Below are 23,506 nucleotides of genomic sequence, written 5' to 3'. Positions count from 1 at the left end.
GGCCCTAGAGCATGCTCACGACGTTCGTGTGACGTCCGCTTCCCCTTCCTCCTCGGCCTGGAGAATGCGGCGCACCAGACGGCGGGTGACGGCGCCGCGCGTGGCCAGAGCCTCCCTGTCGAGGCGCCCGACGATCGTTCGGGCGGCCTCCAGCGAGCGCTCCATGCGCGCGGCCAGATAGTGCACCACGCCGGGGTCCACCTCCAGCTGGCGATCGGCAAAAAGCTTCATCAGGACGCCGGACAGCAGGATGTCGTCGGGTGCGCCGAGCTCCACGACGCCCGCCGCCTTCAGCCGCGACTTGAGGTCCGGGAGCGCGAAGGGAATCGCCGCGGGCGGGACGCGCGACGTCGCCAGCACGAAGCCGCGCCCGGAGCGCGCCGCGTTGACGACGCCGAAGAGTTCGGCCTCGTCGTATCCCGGCCGGTCGATGTCGTCCACCACGACGCGAAAGCCCGGCTCGGCGCAAAGCTCGGTTCCCGGCCGGAAGGGCATCGCGCCGGCTTCGGCGACGAAGGCGCTGGCCAGATGCGTCTTGCCCGAGCCCGGCGGGCCGACCACGACGAGGACGGGATGGGGCCAGTCCGGCCAGGCATCCACCGCCTCCACCGCCATCCTGTTCGAGGGCGAGACGACGAGGTCGTCGCGGGCCTGCGAATCGAGATGCGGCAGGTCGAGGGGGATCTGGGCGGGTCCCGCCATGGGATCTCTCACCGCTCCTCGCCGCGCGGCCCGCTCTCGGTGATGACGAGGCCGGACGCCGTGAGCCGGGGCTCGGCCGGCGCCGGGGAGACGAGCCGGCCGGAATACATCTCGCTGTCGAGATATTGCCCGATCGCAAAGCGCATGAGGACGCCGATGGCCGCCGCCGCGGGCACCGCGATGAGGAGGCCGACAAAGCCGAAGAGCGCGCCGAAGGCGAAGAGCGCGAACATCAGCCAGACCGGATGCAGCCCGACCGAGGCGCCCACGAGCTTGGGCTGGAGGATGTTGCCCTCGATGAACTGGCCGACGAAGAAGACCGCCGCCGTCGCCAGGATCCACGGCCATTCCGGCCAGAACTGCACGAGCGCGATGCCGACCGAGAGGACCAGCCCCAGCGCCGAGCCGATATAGGGCACGAAGGAGATGAAGCCGGCGAAGAGGCCGATGAGGAGCCCGAAATTGAGCCCGACCAGCGTCAGGCCGATGCCGTAGAAGCTGCCGAGGATGAGGCAGAGCGAGCCCTGCCCCCGCACGAAGCCGGCCACCGCCCGGTCGATGTCGCGGGCGAGGCGCCGCACCGTGTGGACATGCTGGCGCGGCACCCAGGAATCGATGCGGTCGATCATCCGGTCCCAGTCGAGGAGCAGGTAGAAGGCGACCACCGGCGTCACCACGAAGAGCGACAGGAAGTTCACCACCGCCAGCGAAGAGGTCCAGAGCGAGGCGAGGAAGGACGTCACGAAGCCCGTGCCCTGGCTCACCATGTTGGCGAAGTCCTGGCGAAGGCTCGTCTCGTCCCCTGGGGGGAACATCCAGGCGAGCGGGCCCGTGCGCGCCTGCACCGCCAGTTCCTGCAGCCGGTTCAGATAGTCCGGCACGCGCTGGGCGAAGCTCGCGATCTGCGTGCCCACCACGGGCACGACGATGAGGACGGCCGCGGTGAAGACGAAAATGAAGAGGACGAGGATGAGGAGGGTCGCGGCCACGCGCGAGAGGCCGCGCCGCACCATCCAGTCGGCGACGGGGTCGAGGAAGTAGGCGATCACCATGCCCAGGACGAAGGGCAGGAGAATGCCGGAGAAGAGCCACAGGAGCAGCGCGAAGACGATGGCCGAACCGCTCCAGAAGAGGATCTGCCGGCGAAGGAGCGCGCTGCGATCGGACATCTCTTCAAGCTTCCCCATCGCGCGGGCCGGCCGAAGCCGCACCCCGATTGCGTCCGACGAGATAGGAAGCCGCGGCGCCCCCGGTCAAGGTCGGCCGGTCCATCCATCGCACGCGGCGGGCGGCTGAGACTTGCCGCGGGCGGTCCGTCGTGGCAGTTCGTCCGGGCAAAGGACAGGCGCTCCATGACCGATCGGCAGACCCCCCTCACCTACGCACAGGCAGGCGTCGACATCGACGCCGGCAACGAGCTCGTGCGCCGCATCAAGCCGCTGGTGCGCTCCACCGCGCGGCCGGGCGCCGACGGCGAGATCGGCGGCTTCGGCGGCCTCTTCGACCTGAAGGCCGCTGGCTTCAAGGATCCCGTGCTGGTGGCCGCCAATGACGGCGTCGGCACCAAGCTGCGCATCGCCATCGAGACCGGCATCCACGACACGATCGGTATCGACCTCGTGGCCATGTGCGTCAACGACCTCGTGGTGCAGGGCGCCGAGCCCCTGTTCTTCCTCGACTATTTCGCCACCGGCAAGCTCGATCCGGCCGAGGGCGAGGCGATCGTGAAGGGCATCGCGGAAGGCTGCCGGCAGGCGGGCTGCGCGCTGATCGGCGGCGAGACCGCGGAAATGCCCGGCCTCTACGCCGACAGGGACTACGATCTGGCGGGCTTCGCCGTGGGCGCGGCCGAGCGCGACCGCCTCCTGCCCTCCGCCGAGATCGCCAAGGGCGACATGATCCTCGGCCTCGCCTCCTCGGGCGTCCATTCCAACGGCTATTCGCTGGTTCGCCGCATCGTCGAGCTCTCCGGCCTCTCCTACGACGCGCCGGCGCCCTTCGACGCGTCCCGGAGCCTCGGCGCCGCGCTGATCGAGCCGACGCGCATCTACGTGCGCCCGCTGCTCGAAGCGATCCGCGCCAGTTCCGGCATCAAGGCGCTCGCCCACATCACCGGCGGCGGCTTCGTGGAGAACATCCCGCGCGTCCTGCCCGACACGCTGCGCGCCGATATCGACCTCTTCGCCGTCACCCCGCCGCCGGTCTTCGGCTGGCTGGCCAGGACCGGCGCCATCGAGCCTCTGGAGATGCTGCGCACCTTCAATTGCGGAATCGGCATGATCGTCGTCGTCTCGGAGGCGGAGGCGGCGAGCGTCGCGGCCCTCCTGCAGTCGCAGGGCGAGAGCGTCGTGCCGCTCGGCCGCATCCTCGACCGGCACGAGGCGGCCGTCACCTTCAACGGCGACCTCAAGCTTTGAGCGCACCGTCGAAGAAACGCGTCGCCGTCCTGCTTTCGGGGCGCGGTTCGAATATGTCGGCGCTCGTCGAGGCGGCGAAGGATCCCGCCTACCCGGCCGAGATCGTCGCCGTCCTCTCGAACCGGCCGGACGCCAAGGGGCTGGAGACGGCGCGGACCGAGGGGATCGAGACCGTCGGCATCGATCACAAGCGCTTTTCCTCGCGCGAGGCGCACGAGGCGGAGATGAATGCCGCGCTCGACCGTTTCGCGCCCGATATCCTCTGCCTCGCCGGCTACATGCGCCTTCTGACGCCCGGCTTCACCGAGCGCTGGAAGGGAAGGATGATCAACATCCACCCCTCCCTCCTGCCGCTCCTGCCGGGCCTGCACACGCATGAGCGGGCGATCGCGGCAGGGATGGCGGAGCACGGCTGCACCGTGCATTTCGTCACCGAGGTGATGGACGAGGGCCCGATCATCGCGCAGGCCAGCGTGCCGATCCTGCCCGGCGACACGCCGGACACGCTGTCCGCACGGGTCCTCGTCGCCGAGCACGGGCTCTACCCGCAGGCACTCGCCATGGTGGCGAGAGGCGAGGCGAAGGCGGAGTAATCCGTCGCGGAACCACCCGGAGCGCCGCGGCTTCTGCGATGGTCGATCGCCAGGAGTTCAGCGCCCATGACCATGCCAGGCCCCGCCACGAGCGACGAGATCCAGCGCCAGGTGGCGCGGACCCGGCGCCATCTCCACGACCATTGGAAGTCCTACGCCATCCAGGGCGCGGTGATGATCGTCGCGGGCGTCCTCGCGCTCGCCGTGCCCTTGGCCGCGACGCTCGCCTCCACGATCTTCTTCGGCTGGCTCATGCTTCTCGGGGGCGTCGTCGGCCTCGTCTCGGCCTTCCGGGCCCGCAACGCGCCCGGTTTCTGGTCGAACGTGGCGCTCGCCGCGCTCGCGGTGATTCTCGGCCTCGTCATCGTCGCCGACCCGTTCGCCGGGGCGATCACGCTCACCTGGGCGCTCGCGGCCTATTTCCTTCTGATCGGCTTCGTCACCTTCTCCATCGCCAACGCGGTGCGCGTGTCCAAGGGGCGCTTCGCGCTCCTCGTCCTGTCGGGCATCCTCAACATCGCGCTGGCGCTGCTCGTCGTCCTCGGCCTGCCCGGCACCGCCGTCTGGGCGATCGGCGTCTTCCTCGGCATCTCGCTCCTGTCCTCGGGGCTCAGCCTTCTTCTCTCCGCGCTCCAGGCCCGCGGCGACCCGCCGGCCCGCTGAGGCCGCGAGCTACCCTCAGGCGGCTCTGAGCCAGACGCGATTGTCGTGGAAGGCCGCGCCGCCGAAGGGCGCGACGGGATCGGCGCCGGTGAGGACGTTGATGCCCTCGCCGTCGAGGAAGTCGGCATTCGCCCAGAGCCCCTCGTGGATCACGACGCCCGGCCGCACCGTGTCGCTGACCTCGACCACGAGCCGCACCTCGCCGCGCCGGTTGCCGACCGAGACCACCGCCCCCGTCGCCAGCCTCTCGCGGGCGGCATCCTCGGGATGGACCAGCAGGGTCGGCTGCCCCTCGCGCTTGCGCGAGCCGTCCGTCTCGGCGAAGGTCGAATTGAGGAACTGGCGCGCCGGCGAGGTGGCGAGACGGTAGGGATGTTCGGCGTCCGCGCTCTCGATCAGCTCGACATGGTCGGGAAAGGAGGGAAGCGCCGCATGCGGCCCCTGCGGGCCCATCGATTCGGGCGGACGGTTCGGCGACATCGTGCCCGTCCAGTCCGGCCGGAACCGGAAGCGGCCGCCCGGATGGGCGAAGCCGGACAGGAAATGCGCCGCTTCGAAAGGAGGCTGGCGGTCCGACCAGCGGCCTTCCTTCAGCGCGTCGAAGCCGCCCTCGTAGCCCGAGCGCGCCAGCATGTCGTCGATGAGCGCGCGCTCGCTGAGGCCGAAGCCCGGCCTGTCGGCGACGCCGAGGCGTTGGGCCAGCCCCTCGATGACGGCATGGTTCGAGCGCGGGCCCTCCGGCGCCTCCACGACCTTCGGTCCGAGGATGACGTGGCTCTGCCCGCCGCCGCGATAGATGTCGTCGTGCTCCAGGAACATCGTGGCGGGCAGGACGAGGTCGGCGAGCAGCGCCGTGTCCGTCATGAACTGCTCGTGCACGCAGACGAAGAGATCCTCGCGCAGGAGCCCCGCCTTCACCAGCCGCTGCTCCGGGCAGACATTGGCCGGGTTGGTGTTCTGCAGGATCATCGCCGTCACCGGCGGCCCGTCCATCAGCGCCGCGCGGTCGCCGGTCAGGACGGCGCCGATGCGCGACTGGTCGAGATGGCGCACGGCCGGGTCGCGCGTCGCGCTGCCCATGACGAGGCTCTTGTCGAGGCCGAAAATGTCGGAGTTCGAATGGAAGGCGCCCCCGCCCTCCTCGCGCCAATGGCCGTAGACCGCGGGAACGCTGAGCGCGGCATGCATGGCGGGCGCGCCGTTGCGCTGGCGCGTGAAGCCGTAGCCGAGGCGGAAGAAGGTGCGCCTGCGCGCGCCGATCAGCGCCGCGAAGGCCTCGATCTCCTCGGCGCCGAGGCCGGTGATGGCGGCCGCCCAGTGCGGCGTCCGCGAGGCCAGATGCGCCTCGAGCCCGGCCGGGTCGTCGGTATAGCGGGCGAGATAGTCGCGGTCGGCCGTGCCGTCGCGGAAGGCGACGTGCATCAGCGCGCAGGCGAGCGCGCCGTCGGTTCCCGGGCGCAGCTTCAAGGCGAGGTCCGCCTGCTTCATCGTGGCGTTGTCGTAGATGTCGATGACGACGATCTTCGCGCCGCGGTCCTTCCGGGCCTTCACCGCATGGGTCATCACGTTGACCTGCGTCGCCACCGCGTTGGTGCCCCAGATCACCACGCAGTCGGATTTGGCCATCTCGCGCGGATCGGCGCCGCGCAGCGCGCCCGCGCCCGCCGCCCATCCCGCCCAGGCCATGTTGGTGCAGATCGAATCGAACTGGTTGGAGTAGCGCTTGGCGTGCCGCAGGCGGTGGATGCCGTCGCGCTGCACGAGGCCCATCGTGCCGGCATACTGGTAGGGCCAGACCGATTCCGAGCCGTACCGCGCCTCGGCCTTGACGAAGGCCTCCGCCACGAGATCGAGCGCGTCGTCGAAACCGATCTCGCGCCACTCGCCCGAGCCCTTCGGCCCGACGCGCTGAAGCGGCTTCAGGAGCCTGTCCTTGTGGTGGATTCGTTCGGCGTAGCGGGCCACCTTCGCGCAGATGACGCCCGCCGTGTAGTCGTTGTCCGCCGCCCCGCGCACGCGGCCGATGGTGCGCGCGTCGAGAATCTCGACATCCAGCGCGCAGGTGGAGGGGCAATCGTGCGGGCAGGCCGTGTGCCCGACGGTGGGTCTGATCATCTCGTTCATGCCGCGATCATAGACCGAGCGCCGCCCCGCCCGCCCATTCATTTTGCGAATGGACGCCATCGACGCGCGTCCCGTCCGGACAAGCGAAAGGGCCGGGCTCCCTTCGGAACCCGGCCCCTCGATCGTCATGCAATGGCGTCGCTCCGGAAAGCGTCAGGCCGCCTTGGCGTAGCGGGCCCGCTCCTCGACGCTCAGCTTGGGATAGTCCGTGTAGCCGTGCTCGTCGCCGCCGTAGAAGGTCTTCTGGTCCCACTCGGCCAGCGGGGCGCCGATCTCCATGCGCTCCACGAGGTCGGGATTGGAGATGAAGGGCTTGCCGAAACAGACGAGGTCGATCTCGCCCGCCTCCAGCCGCTTCTCGCCGAGCGCCTCGTCATAGCCGTTATTGGCCATGTAGACGCCGTCGTAGAGGGCGCGCAGGCGCTTGTAATCGAAGCCGTCCTTGTCGCGCGGACCGCCCGTCTGGCCCTCGATGACGTGGAGATAGGCGAGCTTGCGCTTGGAAAGCTCGGCCACATAGGCCTCGAACAGCGGCTGCGGATCGGAATCGGCGAGGTCGCCGGCGCTCGTCACCGGAGAGATGCGCACGCCGACGCGGTCCGAACCCCAGACCTTCACCACCGCGTCGATCACCTCGAGCGGAAAGCGCAGGCGGTTCTCGACGGAGCCGCCATAGGCGTCGGTGCGCTTGTTGGCGCCGTCGCGCAGGAACTGGTCGAGAAGGTAGCCGTTCGCCGAATGCACCTCGACACCGTCGAACCCGGCCTTCTTGGCGTTCTCGGCGGCATGGACGTAGTCGGCGACGACGCGCGGCAGCTCGTCGGTCTCGAGCGCGCGCGGCGTCACGTGGTCCTTCATGCCCTCCTCGGTGAAGGCCTGGCCCTTGGGCGTCACGGCCGAAGGCGCCACGGGCAGCTGGCCGTTTTCCTGGAGGTCGGGATGCGAGATACGCCCGACATGCCAGAACTGCAGGAAGATCTTGCCGCCGGCGGCGTGGACGCCGTCCGTGACCTTCTTCCAGGCCTCGACCTGCTCGTCGGTATAAATGCCCGGCGTGAAGGCGTAGCCGCGGCCCTCGACGCTGATATTGGTCGCCTCGTTGATGATGAGGCCGGCGCTGGCGCGCTGGGTGTAGTAGTCGACATGCATCTGGCGCGGCACCCCGTCGGGCGTCGCGCGCGAGCGCGTCAGCGGCGCCATGACGACGCGGTTGGCGAGGCGGTTGGGGCCGAGGTCGAAGGGCTCGAAGAGCTTGGAACTGGACATGCACGGACCTTTCGTGGAGGCGAGGCTGGGCCTCGTTCGTGCAGGGCGATATAGATCGTATCGCATCGCATCAAAGGGCGTGAACGCAGTGTTGCGCGCCCGGCGAACGATCACGGCCCCGGAGCGCTCCGCTTGAACTATCGCCACGCCTACCATGCCGGAAACTTCGCGGACGTGGTGAAACATGCGCTCCTGTCGCGGCTGATCGCTTACCTGAAACGCAAGGACAAGGCCTTCCGCGTCGTCGACACCCATGCCGGCCCCGGCCTCTACGATCTCTCGGGCGAGGAGGCGACGCGCACGCGCGAGAGCGCGGAGGGGATCGAGCGCCTCCTCGGCGACGACGGGCTCGGCACGGCGGAGATCGGGACCGATCCGCTCCTGCGCCCCTATCTCGACTGCGTCCTCGCCGATCTGACCGAGCGCCGCTATCCCGGCTCGCCGCTCATCGCGCGCCGGCTCCTGCGCCCGCAGGACAGGCTCTCGGCCTACGAGCTCCATCCGCAGGACGGCGCCCGGCTGAAGGCGCTGTTTTCCGGCGACATCCAGACGAAGACCTTCGCCCTCGACGGCTGGCTGGCGCTCGGCGCCCATCTTCCGCCGAAGGAGAAGCGCGGGCTGGTGCTGATCGACCCGCCCTTCGAGCGCCCCGACGAGATCGAGGCGATCCGCGCCGGGCTCGCCGCCGCGCTGCGGCGCTGGCCGGGCGGCACCTACGCGCTGTGGTACCCGCTGAAGCGACCGGCCGCGCGCGAGGCGCTCCTGGAGGCGCTGGCGACGCTCGGAGCGGGCGAGACGGTCGTGACCGAATTCTTCGTCGAGCCCTATTCGCCGGACGAGCGCTTCGTCGGCACGGGGCTGGCCGTTCTCAACCCGCCCTTCGTCTTCGCGCAGGAGGCGGGGGAGATCCTGAAAAAGCTCCGGGCGTTGCTGGGACGCAACCCCGGCGCAACATACGACGTGTTTCCATCCCTCGATGCGGCTCGGGCGGCAGACAAGCCGGCCCGCCGTGCTAGGGTCGGCGCATGACCGTCCGCGACGACGACTAAGGCTCGACCCATGCGCACGCTTGCGACCCTCCTCTCCGCCACCGCCGTGGCGCTCGCCGCCCTCGCCGGCGCGGCTTCCGCCGCCGACATGGGGACGGGCTACCGCTCCGCGCCGGTCTATCCGGGTGCCGCCGGCGTTCCGAGTTCCACCCTGCCCTATTGCGACGACGCCCGCGTCCTCGCGCAGGTCGAGGACCAGTTCGAATACGGCGCGCCGCGCGTCTTGCAGGTGCCGCTGCAGATCTTCGAATTCAGCGGCATGATCGAGAAGGCCTATTCTCCCAAGATGGAGGACAGTCCGATCGAGCGCCGCTACTGCGAGGCGCGCGCGCTCGTCTCCGACCAGAAGGTGCGGCCGATCTATTACGTGATCGAGTATCCGATGGGCTTTGCGGCGGCTGGCGGCCATGTCGGCCTCCTGTCGCGCTGGGGCTGGCGCGCGGAGGGCTGCGTGCTCGGCCTCGACGAGTGGCATGTCTACGGCGCCGAGTGCCAGTCGCTGCGCCGCTATCCGCCGACGACGCTGGTGACGAAATAAGGCCCGGGACGATGACAGCAGCCAGCCAGCCGATGCGCCTCTTCTACTCCGCGCCCTCGCCCTTCGCCGCCAAGGCCCGCATGGCAGCCGCCCTTTGCGGCATCGCGCTCGAGACCGTCGCCACCGATACGACCCAGGAGCCGGCGGACCTTCTCGCGGCCAATCCGCTCGGCAAGATCCCGGCCCTGGTGCTCGCGACCGGCGAGACCGTCTACGACAGCCGCGTGATCTGCGACTATCTCGACCGGCTGTCGGGCCACAGGCTCGTCCCGCAGGACATGGACGGGTGGCTCGCCGCCAAGAAGCTGGAGGCCGTCGCCGACGGCGTGACCGACGCGCTCATCCTCACCGTCTACGAGGTGCGCTACCGGCCGGAGGACAAGCGCCACCAGCCCTGGGTGGACAAGCAGACCCGCAAGGCCGAGCGGGGCCTCGCCCTCCTCGCCTCGATGGTGCCGACGCTGGCGCCGACGCCCGGCATCGGCCATCTCGCGCTCGCCGGCCTGATCGGCTGGATGGATGTGCGCTTCCCCGGCCGCATCGCCGCCGATCACCCGGCGCTCGCCGCCTGGCTCGAGACGTTCAAGGCGGAGAATCCGGCCCTCGCCGAGGCGCTGCCGAAGGCGGCCTGACGACGGAAGCCGGGCGGGCGGAGGCATCGCCGCCGTCCCGCCTTCGCGCGTCGCCGGGATCAGAACTTCAGCGCGACGCCGGCACGGATCGAGTGCTCGTCGAAGCCCGACGAGACGCTCGTGTTGCCGAGGTCGTAGGTTTCCTTGCCGAAGTCGGAATAGCGGTATTCGAGGCGGGAGGTCACCGAATCGGTGATCCTGGTCTCGACGCCGGCGCCGAGCGTGTAGCCGACGCTGGTCTTGGTGTCGGAGGCGCCGTCCAGCGAGAGTTCGCTCTGCGCCGCCGCCACGCCGCCCGTGGCGAAGACCAGGAACGGATCGACCGCCACGCCCACGCGCCCGCGCAGCGAGCCGAAGACGTTGGACTGCCCGTCGATGGACGAACCGTTGCGCCCGTCCACGCCCCTGGCATCGAAATCGCCGCCGCCGATATCGCCCTCGATGCCGTAGACCAGCGCGTCGGTCTGGAGGTTGTAGCCGGCATAGACGCCGCCGACGAAGCCGTTGCCGTCGAAGCTCGCGCCGCCCGCCCTGTCGAACTCCGTGGCGTTGTAGCCGACGAAGGCCCCCGCATAGGGTCCGGACCAGACATGGATCGGCATCTGCGGACTCGCCTCGTAGGCGGGCACGGGCGCCGGCATCGGCGCCTCGGTCACGGCGTCCGCGGCGAGCGCCGGCGTCTGCAGCAGCGCCAGGAGGCCGAGGCCTGCGAGGATACGGGTGGCGGTCATGGTCATCGATCCGTCTTCACGTCGGGGCGCGGGCCGCCCGCTGCGTCGTCGACAGCGGTCATCGCGCTAACGCGAGTTCAGGCAGAAAGGATGCCGAACTTGCGGCAGACAGGTGGCTTTTGCGAGAAGACCGTTCAAGACCCGCCGTCTGGCGCAGGCCTGCGGCCCTCCTGCCACAGCGGGCGCGGCGCCGTTTCCGGGCCGGCGGTCGCGGCGAAGTGAAGCCCCTCCCCAACGGGCGCCTGCGCGATCATATAGAGGCGCGAAGGAAGAAGGAGCCTCATGAGGAGATCCCGCCCGCAACGCCATTCGCGCCATTCCGGCCGCGCCCTGATGCCCCGCAATAGCGACGAAGACCTCGATTCCATGCCCAGCCAGACCGACCCGGAATTCGACGACACGCTCGAGGAGGATCTCGACGCGGACGAGGTGGAGGAAAACGGCGCGGGGTCAGCGAACGCGGCGCTCGTCGCGGCCATCGACTGGGACCATGGCGGCGAGGAGATCGGCGAGGGTCTCGTCGGGGCCGAGCTCATCGCCGCCTTCGTCCGCCGCCTGCCGAACGGTCCCGGCGTCTACCGCATGTTCGGCGCCGACAAGGAGGTCCTCTATGTCGGCAAGGCGCGCTCCCTGAAGAAGCGGGTGACGAGCTACACCCGGCTCGGCGGCCATACCCAGCGCATCGCGCGGATGATCCGCGAGACGCGGCACATGGAATTCGTGACGACGCGCACGGAGACCGAGGCGCTTCTCCTCGAAGCCAATCTCATCAAGCGCCTGAGACCGCGATTCAACGTGCTCATGCGCGACGACAAGTCGTTTCCCTACATTTTGGTGACGCAGGACCACGCGGCGCCCGCCATCGTGAAGCATCGGGGCGCGCGCTCGCGCAAGGGCGCCTATTTCGGCCCATTCGCCTCAGCCGGCGCGGTGGGGCGCACGCTGAACGCGCTGCAGCGCGCCTTCCTCCTGCGCACCTGCACCGATTCGGTCTACGAAACGCGCACGCGGCCCTGCCTCCTCTACCAGATCAAGCGCTGCTCCGGCCCCTGCACGAACGAGGTGTCGAACGAGGACTACGCCGCGCTCGTCGGCGAGGCGAAGGCCTTCCTCTCCGGGCGCTCGGGCCAGGTGAAGCAGCATCTCTCGAGCGCCATGCAGGAGGCCTCGCAGTCGCTCGATTTCGAGCGCGCCGCCCTCTACCGCGACCGCCTCGCGGCGCTTGCCCATGTGCAGGGCCACCAGGGCATCAACCCGGCCGGCGTGGAGGAGGCGGACGTCTTCGCCATCCACCAGGAAGGCGGGCTCACCTGCATCCAGGTCTTCTTCTTCCGCACCGGGCAGAACTGGGGCAACCGGCCCTATTTTCCGAAAGCCGATTCCTCGCTGGAGCCGCAGGAGGTGCTGGGCGCCTTTCTCGCGCAGTTCTACGACGACAAGCCGGTGCCGCGCCTCGTGCTCCTGTCGGTGAAGTTGGAGGAGGAAGCGCTCCTGGGCGAGGCGCTGTCGCTGAAGGCGGGCCACAAGGTGCAGGTGACGATGCCGGCGCGCGGCGAGAAGAAGGATCTCGTCGACCACGCCGCCGGCAATGCCCGCGAGGCGCTCGGCCGCCGGCTCGCCGAGACCTCCTCGCAGGCCCGGCTGCTCGCCGGCGTGAAGGAGACGTTCGGCCTCGCCCACACGCCGCGGCGCATCGAGGTCTTCGACAACTCGCACATTTCCGGCACGGCGGCGGTCGGCGCGATGATCGTGGCGGGGCCCGAGGGCTTCACCAAGAACCAGTACCGCAAGTTCAACATCAAGGGCACGGACATCACGCCGGGCGACGATTTCGGCATGATGAAGGAGGTGATGACGCGCCGCTTCTCGCGCCTCATCAAGGAGCATTCCGAGGGTCCGCAGGCTCCCGCCCCGGCCGATCCGCAGGCAGATGCGGAGGATCTGGCGGCCGACGACGCCGCCATGCCGGCCTGGCCGGACCTCGTCTTCATCGACGGCGGCAAGGGCCAGATGTCGGCGGTGCGCGGCATACTCGCCGAGCTCGGCATCGCCGACAAGGTGACGACGATCGGCATCGCCAAGGGCGTCGACCGCGATGCCGGCCGCGAGCGCTTCGTGATGGAGGGGCGCGAGCCCTTCTCGCTGCCGCCGCGCGATCCCGTCCTCTACTTCGTCCAGCGGCTGCGCGACGAGGCGCACCGCTTCGCCATCGGCACGCATCGCGCGCGCCGCAAGAAGGAGCTGGTGAAGAACCCGCTCGACGAGATCGGCGGCATCGGCCCCTCGCGCAAGCGCGCGCTCCTGCACCATTTCGGCACGGCCAAGGCCGTCTCGCGCGCCGCGCTCGCGGACCTTCGCGCCGTGGAGGGTATTTCCGAGACCATGGCCAAGTCGATCTACGACCACTTCCACGAACGTGGCTGAGCCGCATTTTCACGGCTTTGCGCAGGCGATTGGGGAACAAACGCCCTTCTGCGGTTGACGGCGACCCGTCGCGCGCGCTTCAAGATGCCGCCGGCCGATCGTGCGCGGCCGTGCCCGTTCGAGGACACGCCGCCGCGCGAGCGGCCCATCCTTCCCGGCGCGGGCGGGGCTTCGTGCCGCGCGCGCCTCATCCGTCCATCGACGAGAACGGACCGGACTGATCCATGGCCTCCAGGGCGTTCAACCTGCCGAACATTCTGACCTATGTGCGCATCGCCTGCGTGCCGCTCGTGGTCCTGTGCTTCTTCGTCGAGGGCAAGCTCTCGGGCTCGGACGCCGCGCGCTGGTGGGCGCTCGCCATCTTCATCGCCGCGAGCGTGACGGACTTCTTCGACGGCTATCTCGCCCGCGCCTGGCAGCAGACCTCGACCATCGGCCGCATGCTGGACCCGATCGCCGACAAGCTCCTCGTGGCCGCCGTCCTCCTTCTGCTCGCCGCCGACGGCACGATCGCCGGCTGGTCGCTCTGGGCGGCGATCGTCATCCTGTGCCGCGAGATCCTCGTCTCGGGCCTTCGCGAATATCTGGCGGAACTGAAGGTCAGCGTGCCCGTGACCAATCTCGCCAAGTGGAAGACGACGATGCAGATGGTCTCGGTCGGCTTCCTCCTCGCCGGGCCCGCCGCCGACAAAATGATGCCGGCGACGACCGAGATCGGCATCGCCCTCCTGTGGCTCTCGGCCATCGTGACGCTCTATACCGGCTACGACTACTTCCGCGCCGGCCTTCGCCATATCGAGGACTGAGGCGGCGCGCCCTTTACGCGCGAAGCGCTGCGCCCCACATCCGGCCGGCACGAGGAGGTGCGCGCCATGAAGCTCGTCTATTTCGCCTGGGTCCGCGAGCGGATCGGCCTGACGGAGGAAGAGGTCGAGCTGCCCGCCGGCATCGTGACCGTGGAGGACCTCCTGCACTGGCTGAAGGGCCGCGGCCCGAACTACGACGCCGCCCTGCAGGCGCCGGAAATCGTGCGCGTGGCCATCGACCAGGAGCACGGCGACCATTCCGAGCCGATCGCGGGGGCGCGCGAGATCGCGATCTTCCCGCCGATGACCGGGGGCTGAGGCGTGACCGCGACGCCTCTCGAACCGGCCTTCTCGCCCCGCGTGCGCGTGACGGCCGAGCGGATCGACATCGCCGCCGAGATCGACTCCATGGGCGGCGGCGGGGCGGCGGGCGCGCTCGTCACCTTCTGCGGCTATTGCCGGGACGAGGGCGGGCGGCTGAAGGCGCTGGAGCTCGAGCACTATCCGGGCATGGCCGAGCGCCAGATCGCGACCATCGCCGCGCGTGCGGCCGCGCGCTGGCCGCTCCTCGGCGCCCTCGCCATCCACCGTTACGGGCTCGTGGCGCCCGGCGAGGAGATCGTCTTCGTCGCCTGTTCCAGCGTCCACCGGGGCGCGGCCTTCGAGGCCGCTTCGTTCCTCATGGATTTCATGAAGACCAGGGCGCCCTTCTGGAAGCGCGAGCATCTCGTGGACGGCACGGTGGGCGGCTGGGTCGAGGCCAAGGATACCGACGAGGCGGCCAGCGACCGCTGGCACCGCCTCTAGACCCGCGACAGTTTCATCCCCGCGATCCGCGCCGGGCGCGGACGGCCGCTCTCAGGCGAGTTCGAGGACGGCCGCCGGCTGGGCCGGAACGGGCATGGCCGCCGGCTTCAGGCTGGCCGGAATGGGCGCCATCTCGGCGGCGCCGATGCGCGCGGTCAGCTGCGCCATCAGGTCGATCGCCTCGGCCTGCGCGCGGCGAAGGCCAGGGGCCTGTTCGTCGACCAGCGTGAAGATCGTGCCGCCATAGAGGAACGGCGCCTCGTAGGCGGCGCGCTGGCAAAGGCCCGCCGCAAGGCGCTCGGTCTGGCGCAGGGCGAGGCTCCCCTCCACGATGCGCGCGATGCGGCTCGGGATCTGCGTGATCGCGCTCGCCACGAAGGCGCGCGGCAGATCGGTCTCGGCCGGGGTCTCGGGCGCCACCAGCCTGTCCGTCGCCACGGCCGCGAAGGTCGAGAGCGGGGAGAAGCGCACGGGGATCAGCAGGAAATCGGCGACGCGGCGGCTGAAGCGCAGGATCTCCGGCTTGGAGCCGGCGTCGAGGAGAATCAGCGCCCCGGCGTCGCGCCCGGCGCGGATCGCCTGCTGCAGCTGGCCGCCGGTCTCGGGCGAGACGACGTCGAGACCGTCCGGCCGGCCGGGCTTGGCGGCCCAGACCGAGAGGTCGCGGTCGCGCGAGGCGTCGACCAGGAGAACCGGCACGCCGGCGGCCGCGGCGACGCTGGCGAGCGTCAGGGCCAGCGTCGTGGAACCGGCCGTCTTGAGGGAACCTATCGCGATGACCGGCACGGCGGCGTCTCCGAAGCTGGAAGTCCGTTTCGGGCGCAACCGCTGCACCCCTGATCCCCCGAACTCTAGGGCGGCATGGTTGCCCCAAGGTTAAGATGCGGCATCCGCATCAGCCCCGGGCAAGCGTACCGCGCCTTGCACGACGGAAACGCGCGGAAAGGTCTCACGAAAAAGGCGGCTTTCGCAAGCCGCCTTTCGCATGTCATCGCGAGGATGGAACGCCGGTCAGCCGACGATCTCGGTCTCGGAGAACCAGTAGGCGATCTCCTCCTTGGCGGTCTCGGGCGCGTCCGAGCCGTGCACGGAGTTCTCGCCGATCGACAGGGCGAAGGCCTTGCGGATCGTGCCCTCGGCGGCCTGGGTCGGGTTGGTGGCGCCCATGATCTCGCGGTTCTTGGCGATGGCGTTCTCGCCCTGCAGAACCTGGATCACCGTCGGGCCCGAGGACATGGACTCCACGAGCTCGCCGAAGAAGGGGCGATCCTTGTGCACGGCGTAGAAGCCCTCGGCCTCGCGCTTGCTCATCCAGACGCGGCGCGAAGCCACGACCTGCAGGCCGGCCTCTTCCATCATCTTGATGATCGCGCCGGTCAGGTTGCGGCGGGTCGCGTCGGGCTTGATCATGGAGAAGGTGCGTTCGAGCGCCATCATGCGTCCTTTGAAACGGTTCGGGGAAGGGTCGGCGCTCTATAGACGGGCGCCTTCGGCCCGGCAAGGCTCGGCGCCGGCGTCAGCCCGCCGCCGCCGGCAGGCTGCGCCCCTCGCCGCCGTAGAGATCGAGGCAGCGCTCGAACCAGGCATGGACCGGGTCGTCCCCGGCGAGGAGGGCGACGGGCGAGACGACGCGCATCCACTGGAAGGCGCCGAAGAGGATGTGGTCCGCGAAGAGCGGCGCTTCGCCGCCGAGAAAGGCTTGCCCGGCGAGAAGCGCGCGCACCGGTTCCAGCGAGGCGCGAAGGGCCGGCAGCCCGTCGCGGCCCTCCTGCGCCACCGCCTCGAGGCTCTTGCCGTAGCGCGCCTCGCGGTTCTGCCGGAAATAGGCCTGGTCCTGCGGCGCCAGCATCGCGTGGATGTCGAGGATGGCAAGGCCGACGATCGCGGGGTGGACGGTGCGGAAGGTCCACGACTCCACGAAGCGCGACAGGCGCCGGCCGCCCTCCCCGGCAAAGAGCGTCGGCGCGTCCGGGCGCGTCGCCTCCAGATGCTCGGCGATCGCGAAACTGTCGGCGACGAGCCGGTCCCCGTCGCGCAGGAGCGGGACGATCTTCGTCGCCCCGCCCTCGATTTCCGGCACCTGCGTGAAGGCCACCGGCACGGTCGCGAAGTCGAGGCCTTTGTGGCGCAGCGCGAGGCGCGCCTTCCAGCAATGCGGAGAGAAGGGCCGGCTGGCATCGGCGCCCACGAGTTCGTAGAGTTCGATCGGCATTCAGGGCCTCGCTTCGGGAAGACAGGCTGACGATGTATCACGAAACCTTTCTCGCCTTCGCCGCCTACAACGCCTGGGCCAACCGGCGCCTCTACGAGGCCGTTTCGGCGCTCCACCCATCGCGATTCAACGAGGATCGCGGCCTCTTCTTCGGCTCGCTCGGCAAGACGCTGAACCACCTTCTGGCGACGGACCGCATCTGGATGGCGCGCTTCACCGGCACGGGCGACGCGCCGGACCGGCTCGACGCCGTGCTCTTTCCGGAATTCGAGCCCCTGCGGGCGGCGCGGACCGCCGAGGACGCGCGCATCGCGGCATGGATCGAAAGCCGCCGGGAGGCCGATTTCGCCGTGCCCTTCACCTATCGTCCGATCACCGATCCGCGCGACGTCACGCAGAGACTGGCCCCGGCGCTCTTCCACCTCTTCAATCACCAGACGCATCATCGCGGCCAGTGCCACGCGGCCCTGACGGGCCTTGGCGCCTCGGCGCCGAGCCTCGACATGATCCTGTTCCAGAGGGAGGCGGGCCGGGACGTCCCGTGAGCGCCGCGGCGCCCACCGGTCGTTTCGGCGCCCGTTCGACGTTTTGGACGGCTTAATTCGGTCCGCCGACCGCGCCGCGTCACAGATGACTTTCTTCCGTCGTCTCGCCATGCCAGAAGTCGATCCATGCTGCAGATCACAGACCTTTCCGCGCGCGTCGCCGGGCGCCTTCTCATCGACCATGCGAACCTGTCGCTGCCGGCCGGCACGAAGGCGGGGCTCGTGGGGCGCAACGGCGCGGGCAAGTCGACGCTGTTCCGCGTGATCACCGGCGATCTCGCCTCGGAGACGGGCAGCGTCTCCTATCCGAAGAACACCCGGCTCGGGCAGGTGGCGCAGGAGGCGCCGGGCACCGAGCAGACGCTGCTCGAAGTGGTGCTGGCGGCGGATCTGGAGCGCGTCGCGCTGCTGGCGGAGGCCGAGACCGCCAAGGACCCCTCGCGCATCGCCGACATCCACACGCGGCTCGCCGACATCGAGAGCCATTCGGCCGAGGCGCGCGCCGCCTCGATCCTCGACGGCCTCGGCTTCGACGCGGCCGCGCAGGCGCGGCCCGTCTCGTCCTTCTCCGGCGGCTGGCGCATGCGCGTGGCGCTCGCGGCCGTCCTCTTCTCGCGGCCCGACCTCCTCCTCCTCGACGAGCCGACGAACTATCTCGACCTCGAAGGCACGCTCTGGCTGGAGAACTTCGTCTCCCGCTATCCCTATACCGTGCTCATCATCAGCCACGACCGCGACGTCCTGAACAACGCGGTCAACTCGATCATCCATCTCGACCAGAAGAAGCTCGTTTTCTACCGCGGCTCCTACGACAGTTTCGAGCGCCAGCGCGCCGAAAAGATGGAACTGCTGCAGAAGGCCGTCGTGAAGCAGACGGCCGAGCGCAAGCATATGGAAGCCTTCGTCGAGCGATTCCGCGCCAAGGCCTCCAAGGCCCGGCAGGCGCAGTCGCGCCTGAAGGCGCTGGAGCGCATGCAACCGATCACGGCGATCGTGGAAGAGAACGTCACGCCCTTCGTCTTCCCCAAGCCCGAGAAGGCGCTCGCCTCCCCCATCATCCGGATGGAGAACGTCTCGGTCGGCTACACGCCCGAACGCTCGATCCTGCGCGGGCTGAACCTTCGCATCGACGCCGACGACCGCATCGCGCTGCTCGGCGCCAACGGCAACGGCAAGTCGACCTTCGCCAAGCTCCTGGCCGAGCGGCTCTCCGAGCAGTCGGGCAGCGTCACGCGGGCGCCGGGCATCAAGATCGCCATGTTCGCCCAGCACCAGATCGACGACCTGCGCCCCAACGAGACGGCCGTGCAGCACGTGCGCCGCTTCATGCCGGACGCGCCGGAGGCCAAGGTGCGCGCACGCGTGGCGCAGATGGGCCTGCCGACGCAGAAGATGGACACGGTGGCCGACAGCCTCTCGGGCGGCGAGAAGGCGCGCCTCCTGATGGGGCTCGCCACGATCGACGCGCCGAACGTCCTCATCCTCGACGAGCCGACGAACCACCTGGACATCGAGGCCCGCGAGAGCCTCGTGCGCGCGCTCAACGACTATCCCGGCGCCGTCATCCTCATCAGCCACGACCGCCACATGGTGGAGGCGACGATGGACCGGCTGTGGATCGTCGGCGACGGCACGGTGTCGCGCTACGACGGCGACCTGGAAGACTACAAGAAGCTGATCCTTTCGGGCGCGCGGGCCGGCGGCGGCAACCAGGGCGAGGCGGTGACCGTCTACGATGCGGGACCGAATCTCTCGAAGGTGGACCAGCGCCGCGTGGCGGCCGAGCGGCGCGAGCAGCTGAAGCCGCTGAAGAAGAAGATCGGCCAGCTCGAGATCCAGATCACGCGGCTGCAGAAGACGATCGAGGGCCTGGACGAAAAGCTCGGCGACGCCGCGCTCTACACGCGAGATCCGGCCGCCGCCGCCGCCCTCAACAAGCAGCGGGCGGACGCGGCCAAGCTCCTGGAGCGCTGCGAGGCCGATTGGCTGGAGGCGACCGAGGAGCACGACATGGCGATGGCGGCCGAATAGACCTGTCGCAAGTTTAACGGCGAAAGGCGCCCCCTCGCCCTTGCCGGGCGCCCGCGCGCTGCTACCGTTCCGGGACGCGCCGTCCTTCGTGGTCGGCGCCGAACGGAGGCATGCGATGCGGCTGGCGGCGCTTCTCCTGGCGGTCCTCCTGCCCGGCACGGCGCTGGCCGAGCCGGCGATCCACCCGCATGTCCGCGGCTTCGCCCCGGTGAACGGGATCGCGCTGTTCTACGAGATCTACGGCGCGGGCCCGCCGCTCCTCCTCATCCATGGCGGCCTGTCCAACCACAGGGTCTGGCGCGGCGAGATCGAGCGGCTCGCCGAGAATCACACGGTCATCCTTGCCGACAGCCGCGGCCAGGGGCGCTCCTCGCGCACCGCCGAGCCCATCACCTACGACCTCATGGCCGCCGACTACCTCAAGCTGCTCGACGTCCTGAACGTGGCGAGCGTCTCGCTGGTCGGCTGGAGCGACGGGGGCATCATCGGTCTCGACATCGCCATCCACCATCCCGAGCGGCTCGACGCGCTCTTCGTGCAGGCGGCGAACGCGACGCCGGACGGCGCGCTGTCGAATCTCTCGGCCGCCCGCAGGGGAATCGAGCCGCCGCCGCTGCGCCATTACGACGATGTCGGCGAGGAGATCGAGGCGCTCTGGGCGAACGAGCCGAACTTCACGGCCGAGGAACTCGCCTCGATCCGCGTGCCGACGCAGATCGCCATCGGCGCCCATGACGAGGCGATCAGCCTCTCCCACACGATCGCGCTCGCCGCCGCCATTCCGGGCGCGCGCCTGACGATCCTGCCCGGCGTCGGCCATTCGGCCCCGCTCGAGGACCCGGACGGCTATGCCAGCGCCGTCCTCGCCTTTCTCGACAAGGAAGCCGCCGGCACGAGCGCCTCGCAGGCGCCGCGGGCGACGCTGCTGCCGTGAGCCGTCTCGCCCGGGCAGGGCGCGAAACGGGTTGCCCGACGGGTCCACGACGGTTTTTTGACAGCCCTGCGCATTGAGACCGCTCGCCTTTTCGGCCATTCAGGGCGCCCGTCGCTCCTATTCGGCGCGACGCCGCCGACCTGAAGGCCGCCTGTCTTGCCCCATGCAAACCCCAACAAGCCGCCGCTGTGGCGCCTTCCGTTCCGCGCCGCCGCGCTCGCCTGGAGGGAATTGCCGCCCGGCCGCATCGCGCGGTTCGTGGCGAGCGCCGCGCTCAGCGTGCTCATCGCGGCGGCCTGCGCCCAGCTCTTCGACTGGCTCGATCCGCACGACTACCCGCCCGAGAACGGGCCGCTGGAGCTCGGCCAGGCGATCGTCCTCGCCGTCACCTCGCTCCTCCTCCTCGTGGGGATCTGGCGCCTTCGCTTCGAGCAGCGCTTCTTCTGCGCCCTTCTCGGCTACGCGCTGATCTTCGCGATCCTGCGCGAGACGCCGCGCTGCGTCAGCGAATATTACGAGGGCGGCCTGTGCATCGACACCGACTGGAAACCGGCGATCATCGCCCTCTGGACGGCGCTCTTCGCGTTCGCCCTCTGGCGCCGCCCGCTGCGCCTGGCCCGGCGGCTGGAGGAGCTGAGTTTCTTCTGGGTCGTGCCCGTCGCGCTAACCGGCCTCCTCGTCGTGGTCAGCCAGGTGGCGTCCACTCTCGTCTGGGTGACGACGGAGGAGACGCTGGAACTGGCGGCCTATCTCAACCTCCTGTTCTTCGCGATGGCGCTGCTGCGAAGGCCCGATCGCTTCGAGGCGCCCGGCGGGCCTTGAGGCCGGCGGAGGCGTCAGGCCTTCTTCACCCAGCGCCGGTCCTCGGACTGCTGCCAGTAGGTGACGTCGTGGCCGGCGGCCTTCTCCACCTTCCAGCGCCCGCGCGCGCTTTCCAGCTGCGCGGCGTCGTGGCCGTCGAAGAGGTAGACGCCGCGCAGATAGGGCTCCAGCGACTGGGGCACCGCGCCGTCCACCATGAAGCGCACCTGCGGGGCATTCTCAGCCTGCGCGGGATCGACGGTGAGGAGGATCGGCTGCAGCGCGCAGGAGCCTTCCGCGTCGCTCCCATGCGGCAGGAAGGCGTCGTCGCGGAAGGTCCAGAGATGATGGTCGAGTGCGTCGCGGCGCTCCTCGCTCGCGGCCTGGACGACGACGCGCCAGCCGCGGGCGAGGCATTTCTCCAGGAGGTCGGGCAGCGTGTCCTCCAGCCGGCTCTCCGTCATGTGGTAGAACAGGACCTCGGCCACGTCCGCCCCTCCCGGCTCAGCCCGCTTCGTAGCCGTCGGCGACGAGCTGGTCGAGGAGGCGCACGCCGAAGCCCGAGCCCCAGGACTGGTTGTACTCGTTGGCGGGCGATCCCATCGCCGTGCCCGCGACGTCGAGATGGGCCCAGGGCTTGTCGTTGACGAAGCGCTGCAGGAACTGCGCCGCCGTGACGGAGCCCGCCGCGCGCCCGCCGCCGATATTCTTGATGTCGGCGAACTTGCCCTCGATCTGCTTGTCGTATTCGGGCCCGAGCGGCATGCGCCACAGCTTCTCGCCCGAGGCCTTGCCGGCCGCGAGCAGCCTGTCGGCCAGCGTGTCGTCGTTGGAGAAGAGGCCGGCGTGATGGTGGCCGAGCGCCACGATGATCGCGCCGGTGAGCGTGGCGAGATCGATCATGAACTTCGGCTGGAAGCGCTCCTGGCAGTACCAGAGCGCGTCGGCGAGGACGAGCCGGCCTTCGGCGTCGGTGTTGAGCACCTCGATTGTCGTGCCGGACATGGCGGTGACGATGTCGCCGGGGCGCTGCGCGTTGCCGTCAACGGAGTTCTCGACGAGGCCGACGATGCCGACCGCGTTGACCCTGGCCTTGCGGCCGGCGAGCGCGCGCATCAGACCGACGACGGCGGCCGCGCCCCCCATGTCGCCCTTCATCTCGTCCATCGAGCCGGCGGGCTTGATGGAGATGCCGCCCGTGTCGAAGACGACGCCCTTGCCGACGAAGGCGAGCGGCGCCTCGCCCTCGGGCCCGCCGTTCCAGCGCATGATGGCCATGCGCGCCGGGCGGGGCGAGCCCTGCGCGACGCCCAGGAGCGCGGCCATCTTCAGCTCGCCCATCTTGGCCTCGTCGAGGATCTCGATCTCGAGACCATGCGCGGAGAGTTCGGCGATGCGGTCCGCGAACTCGACGGGGCCGAGCACGTTGGCCGGCTCGTTGACGAGATCGCGCGCCAGGATCGTGCCGGAGACGATCGCCTCCTCCCGGGCGAAGGCGGCGCGCGCTGCGGCCGCGTCCCCGACGGCGATGGCGACGGTAAGCGCTGCCTTCGGCTCCTCCTCCTCGCCGGCCTTCTTCTTCTTGGACTTGTAGAGATCGAACTCGTAGCCGCGCAGGACGATGCCGGCGGCAAGACGCGCCAGGTCGCGCGGCGCGATGGCCGCGCCGTCGGCGCCCCTGGCCCAGAGCGTGAGCCTCTCGGTGCCCTTGGCCTTGGCGGCGATGGCGCCGCCGAGCTTCAGCCAGTCCTCGTCCTCCATCACATTCGCGGCATGAGTCCCGACGACGAGAAGCCGGTCGAAGGACAGGTCCGCCGGGGCCAGCATGTCGAGAACGCCGAGACGCTTGCCCTTGAAGGCGCCGACGCGCGCGGCCTTTTCCACCGCCTTGCGCAACGGCTCGGGGAGCGATGCGTCCACCGCCCCGCCTTCGCCAGAAAGAAGGGCCAGGACGCCTCCCTCCGGCAGGGAAGCCTCAACGAACTCGATCGAGGGAAGCACGGCCATGAAGTCTCCTTCCAGATCCGGGACGGGCGTCCCGGACGCTTCTGTGCGGGCCGGTCCGGCCCGAGGCGATGTCGCGGGGGGACGCGGCGGGCCCGAAGGCGGGCCTGCGCCCGGCCCCGGAGCACCCGCCTATGATGGCCGGCGCGGGGGCCTTTGCAAGGGCGAAGCGGAGCGCTACACCCTGTTAACCATTTCGGTTTGCCCTTCCTTAGCCAAGCGGGTCC

23 protein-coding genes and 1 pseudogene are annotated in these 23,506 nt (G+C 69.7%); 14 read left to right on the top strand and 10 right to left on the bottom strand.

Features of this window, described 5'->3' with window-relative positions; genetic code table 11:
• Nucleotides 1–15: 15 nt before the first annotated feature.
• Together ASG48_RS03115 and ASG48_RS03110 are read right to left on the bottom strand one after the other, a co-directional pair.
• Nucleotides 16–702: a hypothetical protein gene (locus ASG48_RS03115; RefSeq protein ID WP_055844966.1), complete on the bottom strand. Its 687-nt coding sequence runs from the start codon at nucleotides 700–702 to the stop codon at nucleotides 16–18.
• A gap of 8 nt (nucleotides 703–710) precedes the next feature.
• On the bottom strand, nucleotides 711–1,871 hold the full coding sequence (locus tag ASG48_RS03110) for an AI-2E family transporter (protein WP_055844963.1): 1,161 nt from the start codon (nucleotides 1,869–1,871) through the stop codon (nucleotides 711–713).
• Between the two features lie 183 nt (nucleotides 1,872–2,054).
• Here ASG48_RS03110 and purM point away from each other — a divergent pair, with 183 nt between their 5' ends.
• From purM to ASG48_RS03095, 3 genes are all read left to right on the top strand, one after another.
• Complete coding sequence (gene purM, locus ASG48_RS03105; RefSeq protein WP_055844960.1) at nucleotides 2,055–3,119, top strand: phosphoribosylformylglycinamidine cyclo-ligase; 1,065 nt, start codon at nucleotides 2,055–2,057, stop codon at nucleotides 3,117–3,119.
• The gene (gene purN, locus ASG48_RS03100) at nucleotides 3,116–3,712 is read left to right on the top strand and encodes a phosphoribosylglycinamide formyltransferase (RefSeq protein ID WP_082529190.1); all 597 of its coding nucleotides are present in this window, start codon (nucleotides 3,116–3,118) and stop codon (nucleotides 3,710–3,712) included. The genes purM and purN overlap by 4 nt, the downstream gene beginning before the upstream one ends.
• A 66-nt stretch (nucleotides 3,713–3,778) precedes the next feature.
• On the top strand, nucleotides 3,779–4,375 hold the full coding sequence (locus ASG48_RS03095; protein ID WP_244486708.1) for a DUF308 domain-containing protein: 597 nt from the start codon (nucleotides 3,779–3,781) through the stop codon (nucleotides 4,373–4,375).
• A 15-nt stretch (nucleotides 4,376–4,390) separates the two neighbouring features.
• On the opposite strand, the gene ASG48_RS03090 is transcribed toward ASG48_RS03095, so the two are convergent.
• Nucleotides 4,391–6,499: a molybdopterin oxidoreductase family protein gene (locus ASG48_RS03090; protein WP_055845445.1), complete on the bottom strand. Its 2,109-nt coding sequence runs from the start codon at nucleotides 6,497–6,499 to the stop codon at nucleotides 4,391–4,393.
• Between the two features lie 153 nt (nucleotides 6,500–6,652).
• Nucleotides 6,653–7,765 (bottom strand): alkene reductase, encoded by a 1,113-nt coding sequence (locus tag ASG48_RS03085; RefSeq protein WP_055844955.1) that lies wholly within the window; start codon nucleotides 7,763–7,765, stop codon nucleotides 6,653–6,655.
• Nucleotides 7,766–7,897: 132 nt separating this feature from the next.
• Between ASG48_RS03085 and rlmJ the strand changes: the two genes are divergently transcribed.
• From rlmJ to ASG48_RS03070, 3 genes are read left to right on the top strand one after another with little or no spacing between them, the layout of a single operon-like run.
• Nucleotides 7,898–8,794: a 23S rRNA (adenine(2030)-N(6))-methyltransferase RlmJ gene (gene rlmJ / locus ASG48_RS03080; RefSeq protein ID WP_055844952.1), complete on the top strand. Its 897-nt coding sequence runs from the start codon at nucleotides 7,898–7,900 to the stop codon at nucleotides 8,792–8,794.
• Nucleotides 8,795–8,824: 30 nt separating this feature from the next.
• Complete coding sequence (locus ASG48_RS03075; protein ID WP_055844949.1) at nucleotides 8,825–9,352, top strand: hypothetical protein; 528 nt, start codon at nucleotides 8,825–8,827, stop codon at nucleotides 9,350–9,352.
• Nucleotides 9,353–9,363: 11 nt separating this feature from the next.
• Nucleotides 9,364–9,984 carry a glutathione S-transferase family protein gene (locus tag ASG48_RS03070; RefSeq protein ID WP_244486706.1) on the top strand — a complete coding sequence of 207 codons (621 nt, stop codon included), beginning with the start codon at nucleotides 9,364–9,366 and terminating at the stop codon, nucleotides 9,982–9,984.
• A gap of 59 nt (nucleotides 9,985–10,043) precedes the next feature.
• On the opposite strand, the gene ASG48_RS03065 is transcribed toward ASG48_RS03070, so the two are convergent.
• The gene (locus tag ASG48_RS03065) at nucleotides 10,044–10,715 is read right to left on the bottom strand and encodes an outer membrane protein (RefSeq protein WP_055845442.1); all 672 of its coding nucleotides are present in this window, start codon (nucleotides 10,713–10,715) and stop codon (nucleotides 10,044–10,046) included.
• A gap of 366 nt (nucleotides 10,716–11,081) precedes the next feature.
• On the opposite strand from ASG48_RS03065, the gene uvrC reads away from it, so the two are divergent.
• The 4 genes from uvrC to ASG48_RS03045 all read left to right on the top strand — a co-directional run bounded on the left by uvrC (nucleotide 11,082) and on the right by ASG48_RS03045 (nucleotide 14,752).
• Nucleotides 11,082–13,139 (top strand): excinuclease ABC subunit UvrC, encoded by a 2,058-nt coding sequence (gene uvrC, locus ASG48_RS03060; RefSeq protein WP_055845439.1) that lies wholly within the window; start codon nucleotides 11,082–11,084, stop codon nucleotides 13,137–13,139.
• A gap of 224 nt (nucleotides 13,140–13,363) precedes the next feature.
• Nucleotides 13,364–13,945, top strand: coding sequence for a CDP-diacylglycerol--glycerol-3-phosphate 3-phosphatidyltransferase (gene pgsA, locus ASG48_RS03055; RefSeq protein ID WP_055844942.1), 582 nt, complete (start codon nucleotides 13,364–13,366; stop codon nucleotides 13,943–13,945).
• A gap of 66 nt (nucleotides 13,946–14,011) precedes the next feature.
• Entirely contained in the window at nucleotides 14,012–14,263 is a 252-nt protein-coding gene (gene moaD / locus ASG48_RS03050; protein WP_055844939.1) for a molybdopterin converting factor subunit 1, read from the top strand.
• A gap of 3 nt (nucleotides 14,264–14,266) precedes the next feature.
• Nucleotides 14,267–14,752 carry a molybdenum cofactor biosynthesis protein MoaE gene (locus ASG48_RS03045; protein ID WP_055844936.1) on the top strand — a complete coding sequence of 162 codons (486 nt, stop codon included), beginning with the start codon at nucleotides 14,267–14,269 and terminating at the stop codon, nucleotides 14,750–14,752.
• A 51-nt stretch (nucleotides 14,753–14,803) separates the two neighbouring features.
• On the opposite strand, the gene ASG48_RS03040 is transcribed toward ASG48_RS03045, so the two are convergent.
• The 3 genes from ASG48_RS03040 to ASG48_RS03030 all read right to left on the bottom strand — a co-directional run bounded on the left by ASG48_RS03040 (nucleotide 14,804) and on the right by ASG48_RS03030 (nucleotide 16,964).
• Nucleotides 14,804–15,538, bottom strand: a complete 735-nt coding sequence (locus tag ASG48_RS03040; protein ID WP_156381409.1) for a chromosome partitioning protein ParA — start codon at nucleotides 15,536–15,538, stop codon at nucleotides 14,804–14,806.
• Between the two features lie 225 nt (nucleotides 15,539–15,763).
• Nucleotides 15,764–16,186 carry a nucleoside-diphosphate kinase gene (ndk, locus tag ASG48_RS03035; RefSeq protein ID WP_055845436.1) on the bottom strand — a complete coding sequence of 141 codons (423 nt, stop codon included), beginning with the start codon at nucleotides 16,184–16,186 and terminating at the stop codon, nucleotides 15,764–15,766.
• A gap of 82 nt (nucleotides 16,187–16,268) precedes the next feature.
• A complete protein-coding gene (locus tag ASG48_RS03030; RefSeq protein ID WP_055844933.1) occupies nucleotides 16,269–16,964 on the bottom strand; it encodes a glutathione S-transferase family protein in 696 nt (231 codons plus the stop codon).
• Between the two features lie 32 nt (nucleotides 16,965–16,996).
• On the opposite strand from ASG48_RS03030, the gene ASG48_RS03025 reads away from it, so the two are divergent.
• From ASG48_RS03025 to ASG48_RS03010, 4 genes and pseudogenes are all read left to right on the top strand, one after another.
• Nucleotides 16,997–17,509: a DinB family protein gene (locus tag ASG48_RS03025; RefSeq protein ID WP_055844931.1), complete on the top strand. Its 513-nt coding sequence runs from the start codon at nucleotides 16,997–16,999 to the stop codon at nucleotides 17,507–17,509.
• 126 nt (nucleotides 17,510–17,635) lie between these two features.
• Entirely contained in the window at nucleotides 17,636–19,540 is a 1,905-nt protein-coding gene (locus tag ASG48_RS03020; RefSeq protein WP_055844928.1) for an ABC-F family ATP-binding cassette domain-containing protein, read from the top strand.
• A 199-nt stretch (nucleotides 19,541–19,739) separates the two neighbouring features.
• Nucleotides 19,740–20,474: pseudogene (locus tag ASG48_RS03015) on the top strand (alpha/beta fold hydrolase); the annotation flags it as partial.
• 156 nt (nucleotides 20,475–20,630) lie between these two features.
• On the top strand, nucleotides 20,631–21,296 hold the full coding sequence (locus ASG48_RS03010; RefSeq protein ID WP_055844922.1) for a hypothetical protein: 666 nt from the start codon (nucleotides 20,631–20,633) through the stop codon (nucleotides 21,294–21,296).
• A gap of 14 nt (nucleotides 21,297–21,310) precedes the next feature.
• On the opposite strand, the gene ASG48_RS03005 is transcribed toward ASG48_RS03010, so the two are convergent.
• Nucleotides 21,311–21,763 carry a DNA polymerase III subunit chi gene (locus tag ASG48_RS03005; protein WP_055844920.1) on the bottom strand — a complete coding sequence of 151 codons (453 nt, stop codon included), beginning with the start codon at nucleotides 21,761–21,763 and terminating at the stop codon, nucleotides 21,311–21,313.
• 16 nt (nucleotides 21,764–21,779) lie between these two features.
• On the bottom strand, nucleotides 21,780–23,282 hold the full coding sequence (locus ASG48_RS03000; protein WP_055844917.1) for a leucyl aminopeptidase: 1,503 nt from the start codon (nucleotides 23,280–23,282) through the stop codon (nucleotides 21,780–21,782).
• Nucleotides 23,283–23,506 lie beyond the last annotated feature (224 nt).

Source organism: Aurantimonas sp. Leaf443 (assembly GCF_001425575.1).
Taxonomy (GTDB): Bacteria; Pseudomonadota; Alphaproteobacteria; order Rhizobiales; family Rhizobiaceae; genus Leaf443.
This window is presented reverse-complemented; position numbering and strand designations above follow the sequence as displayed.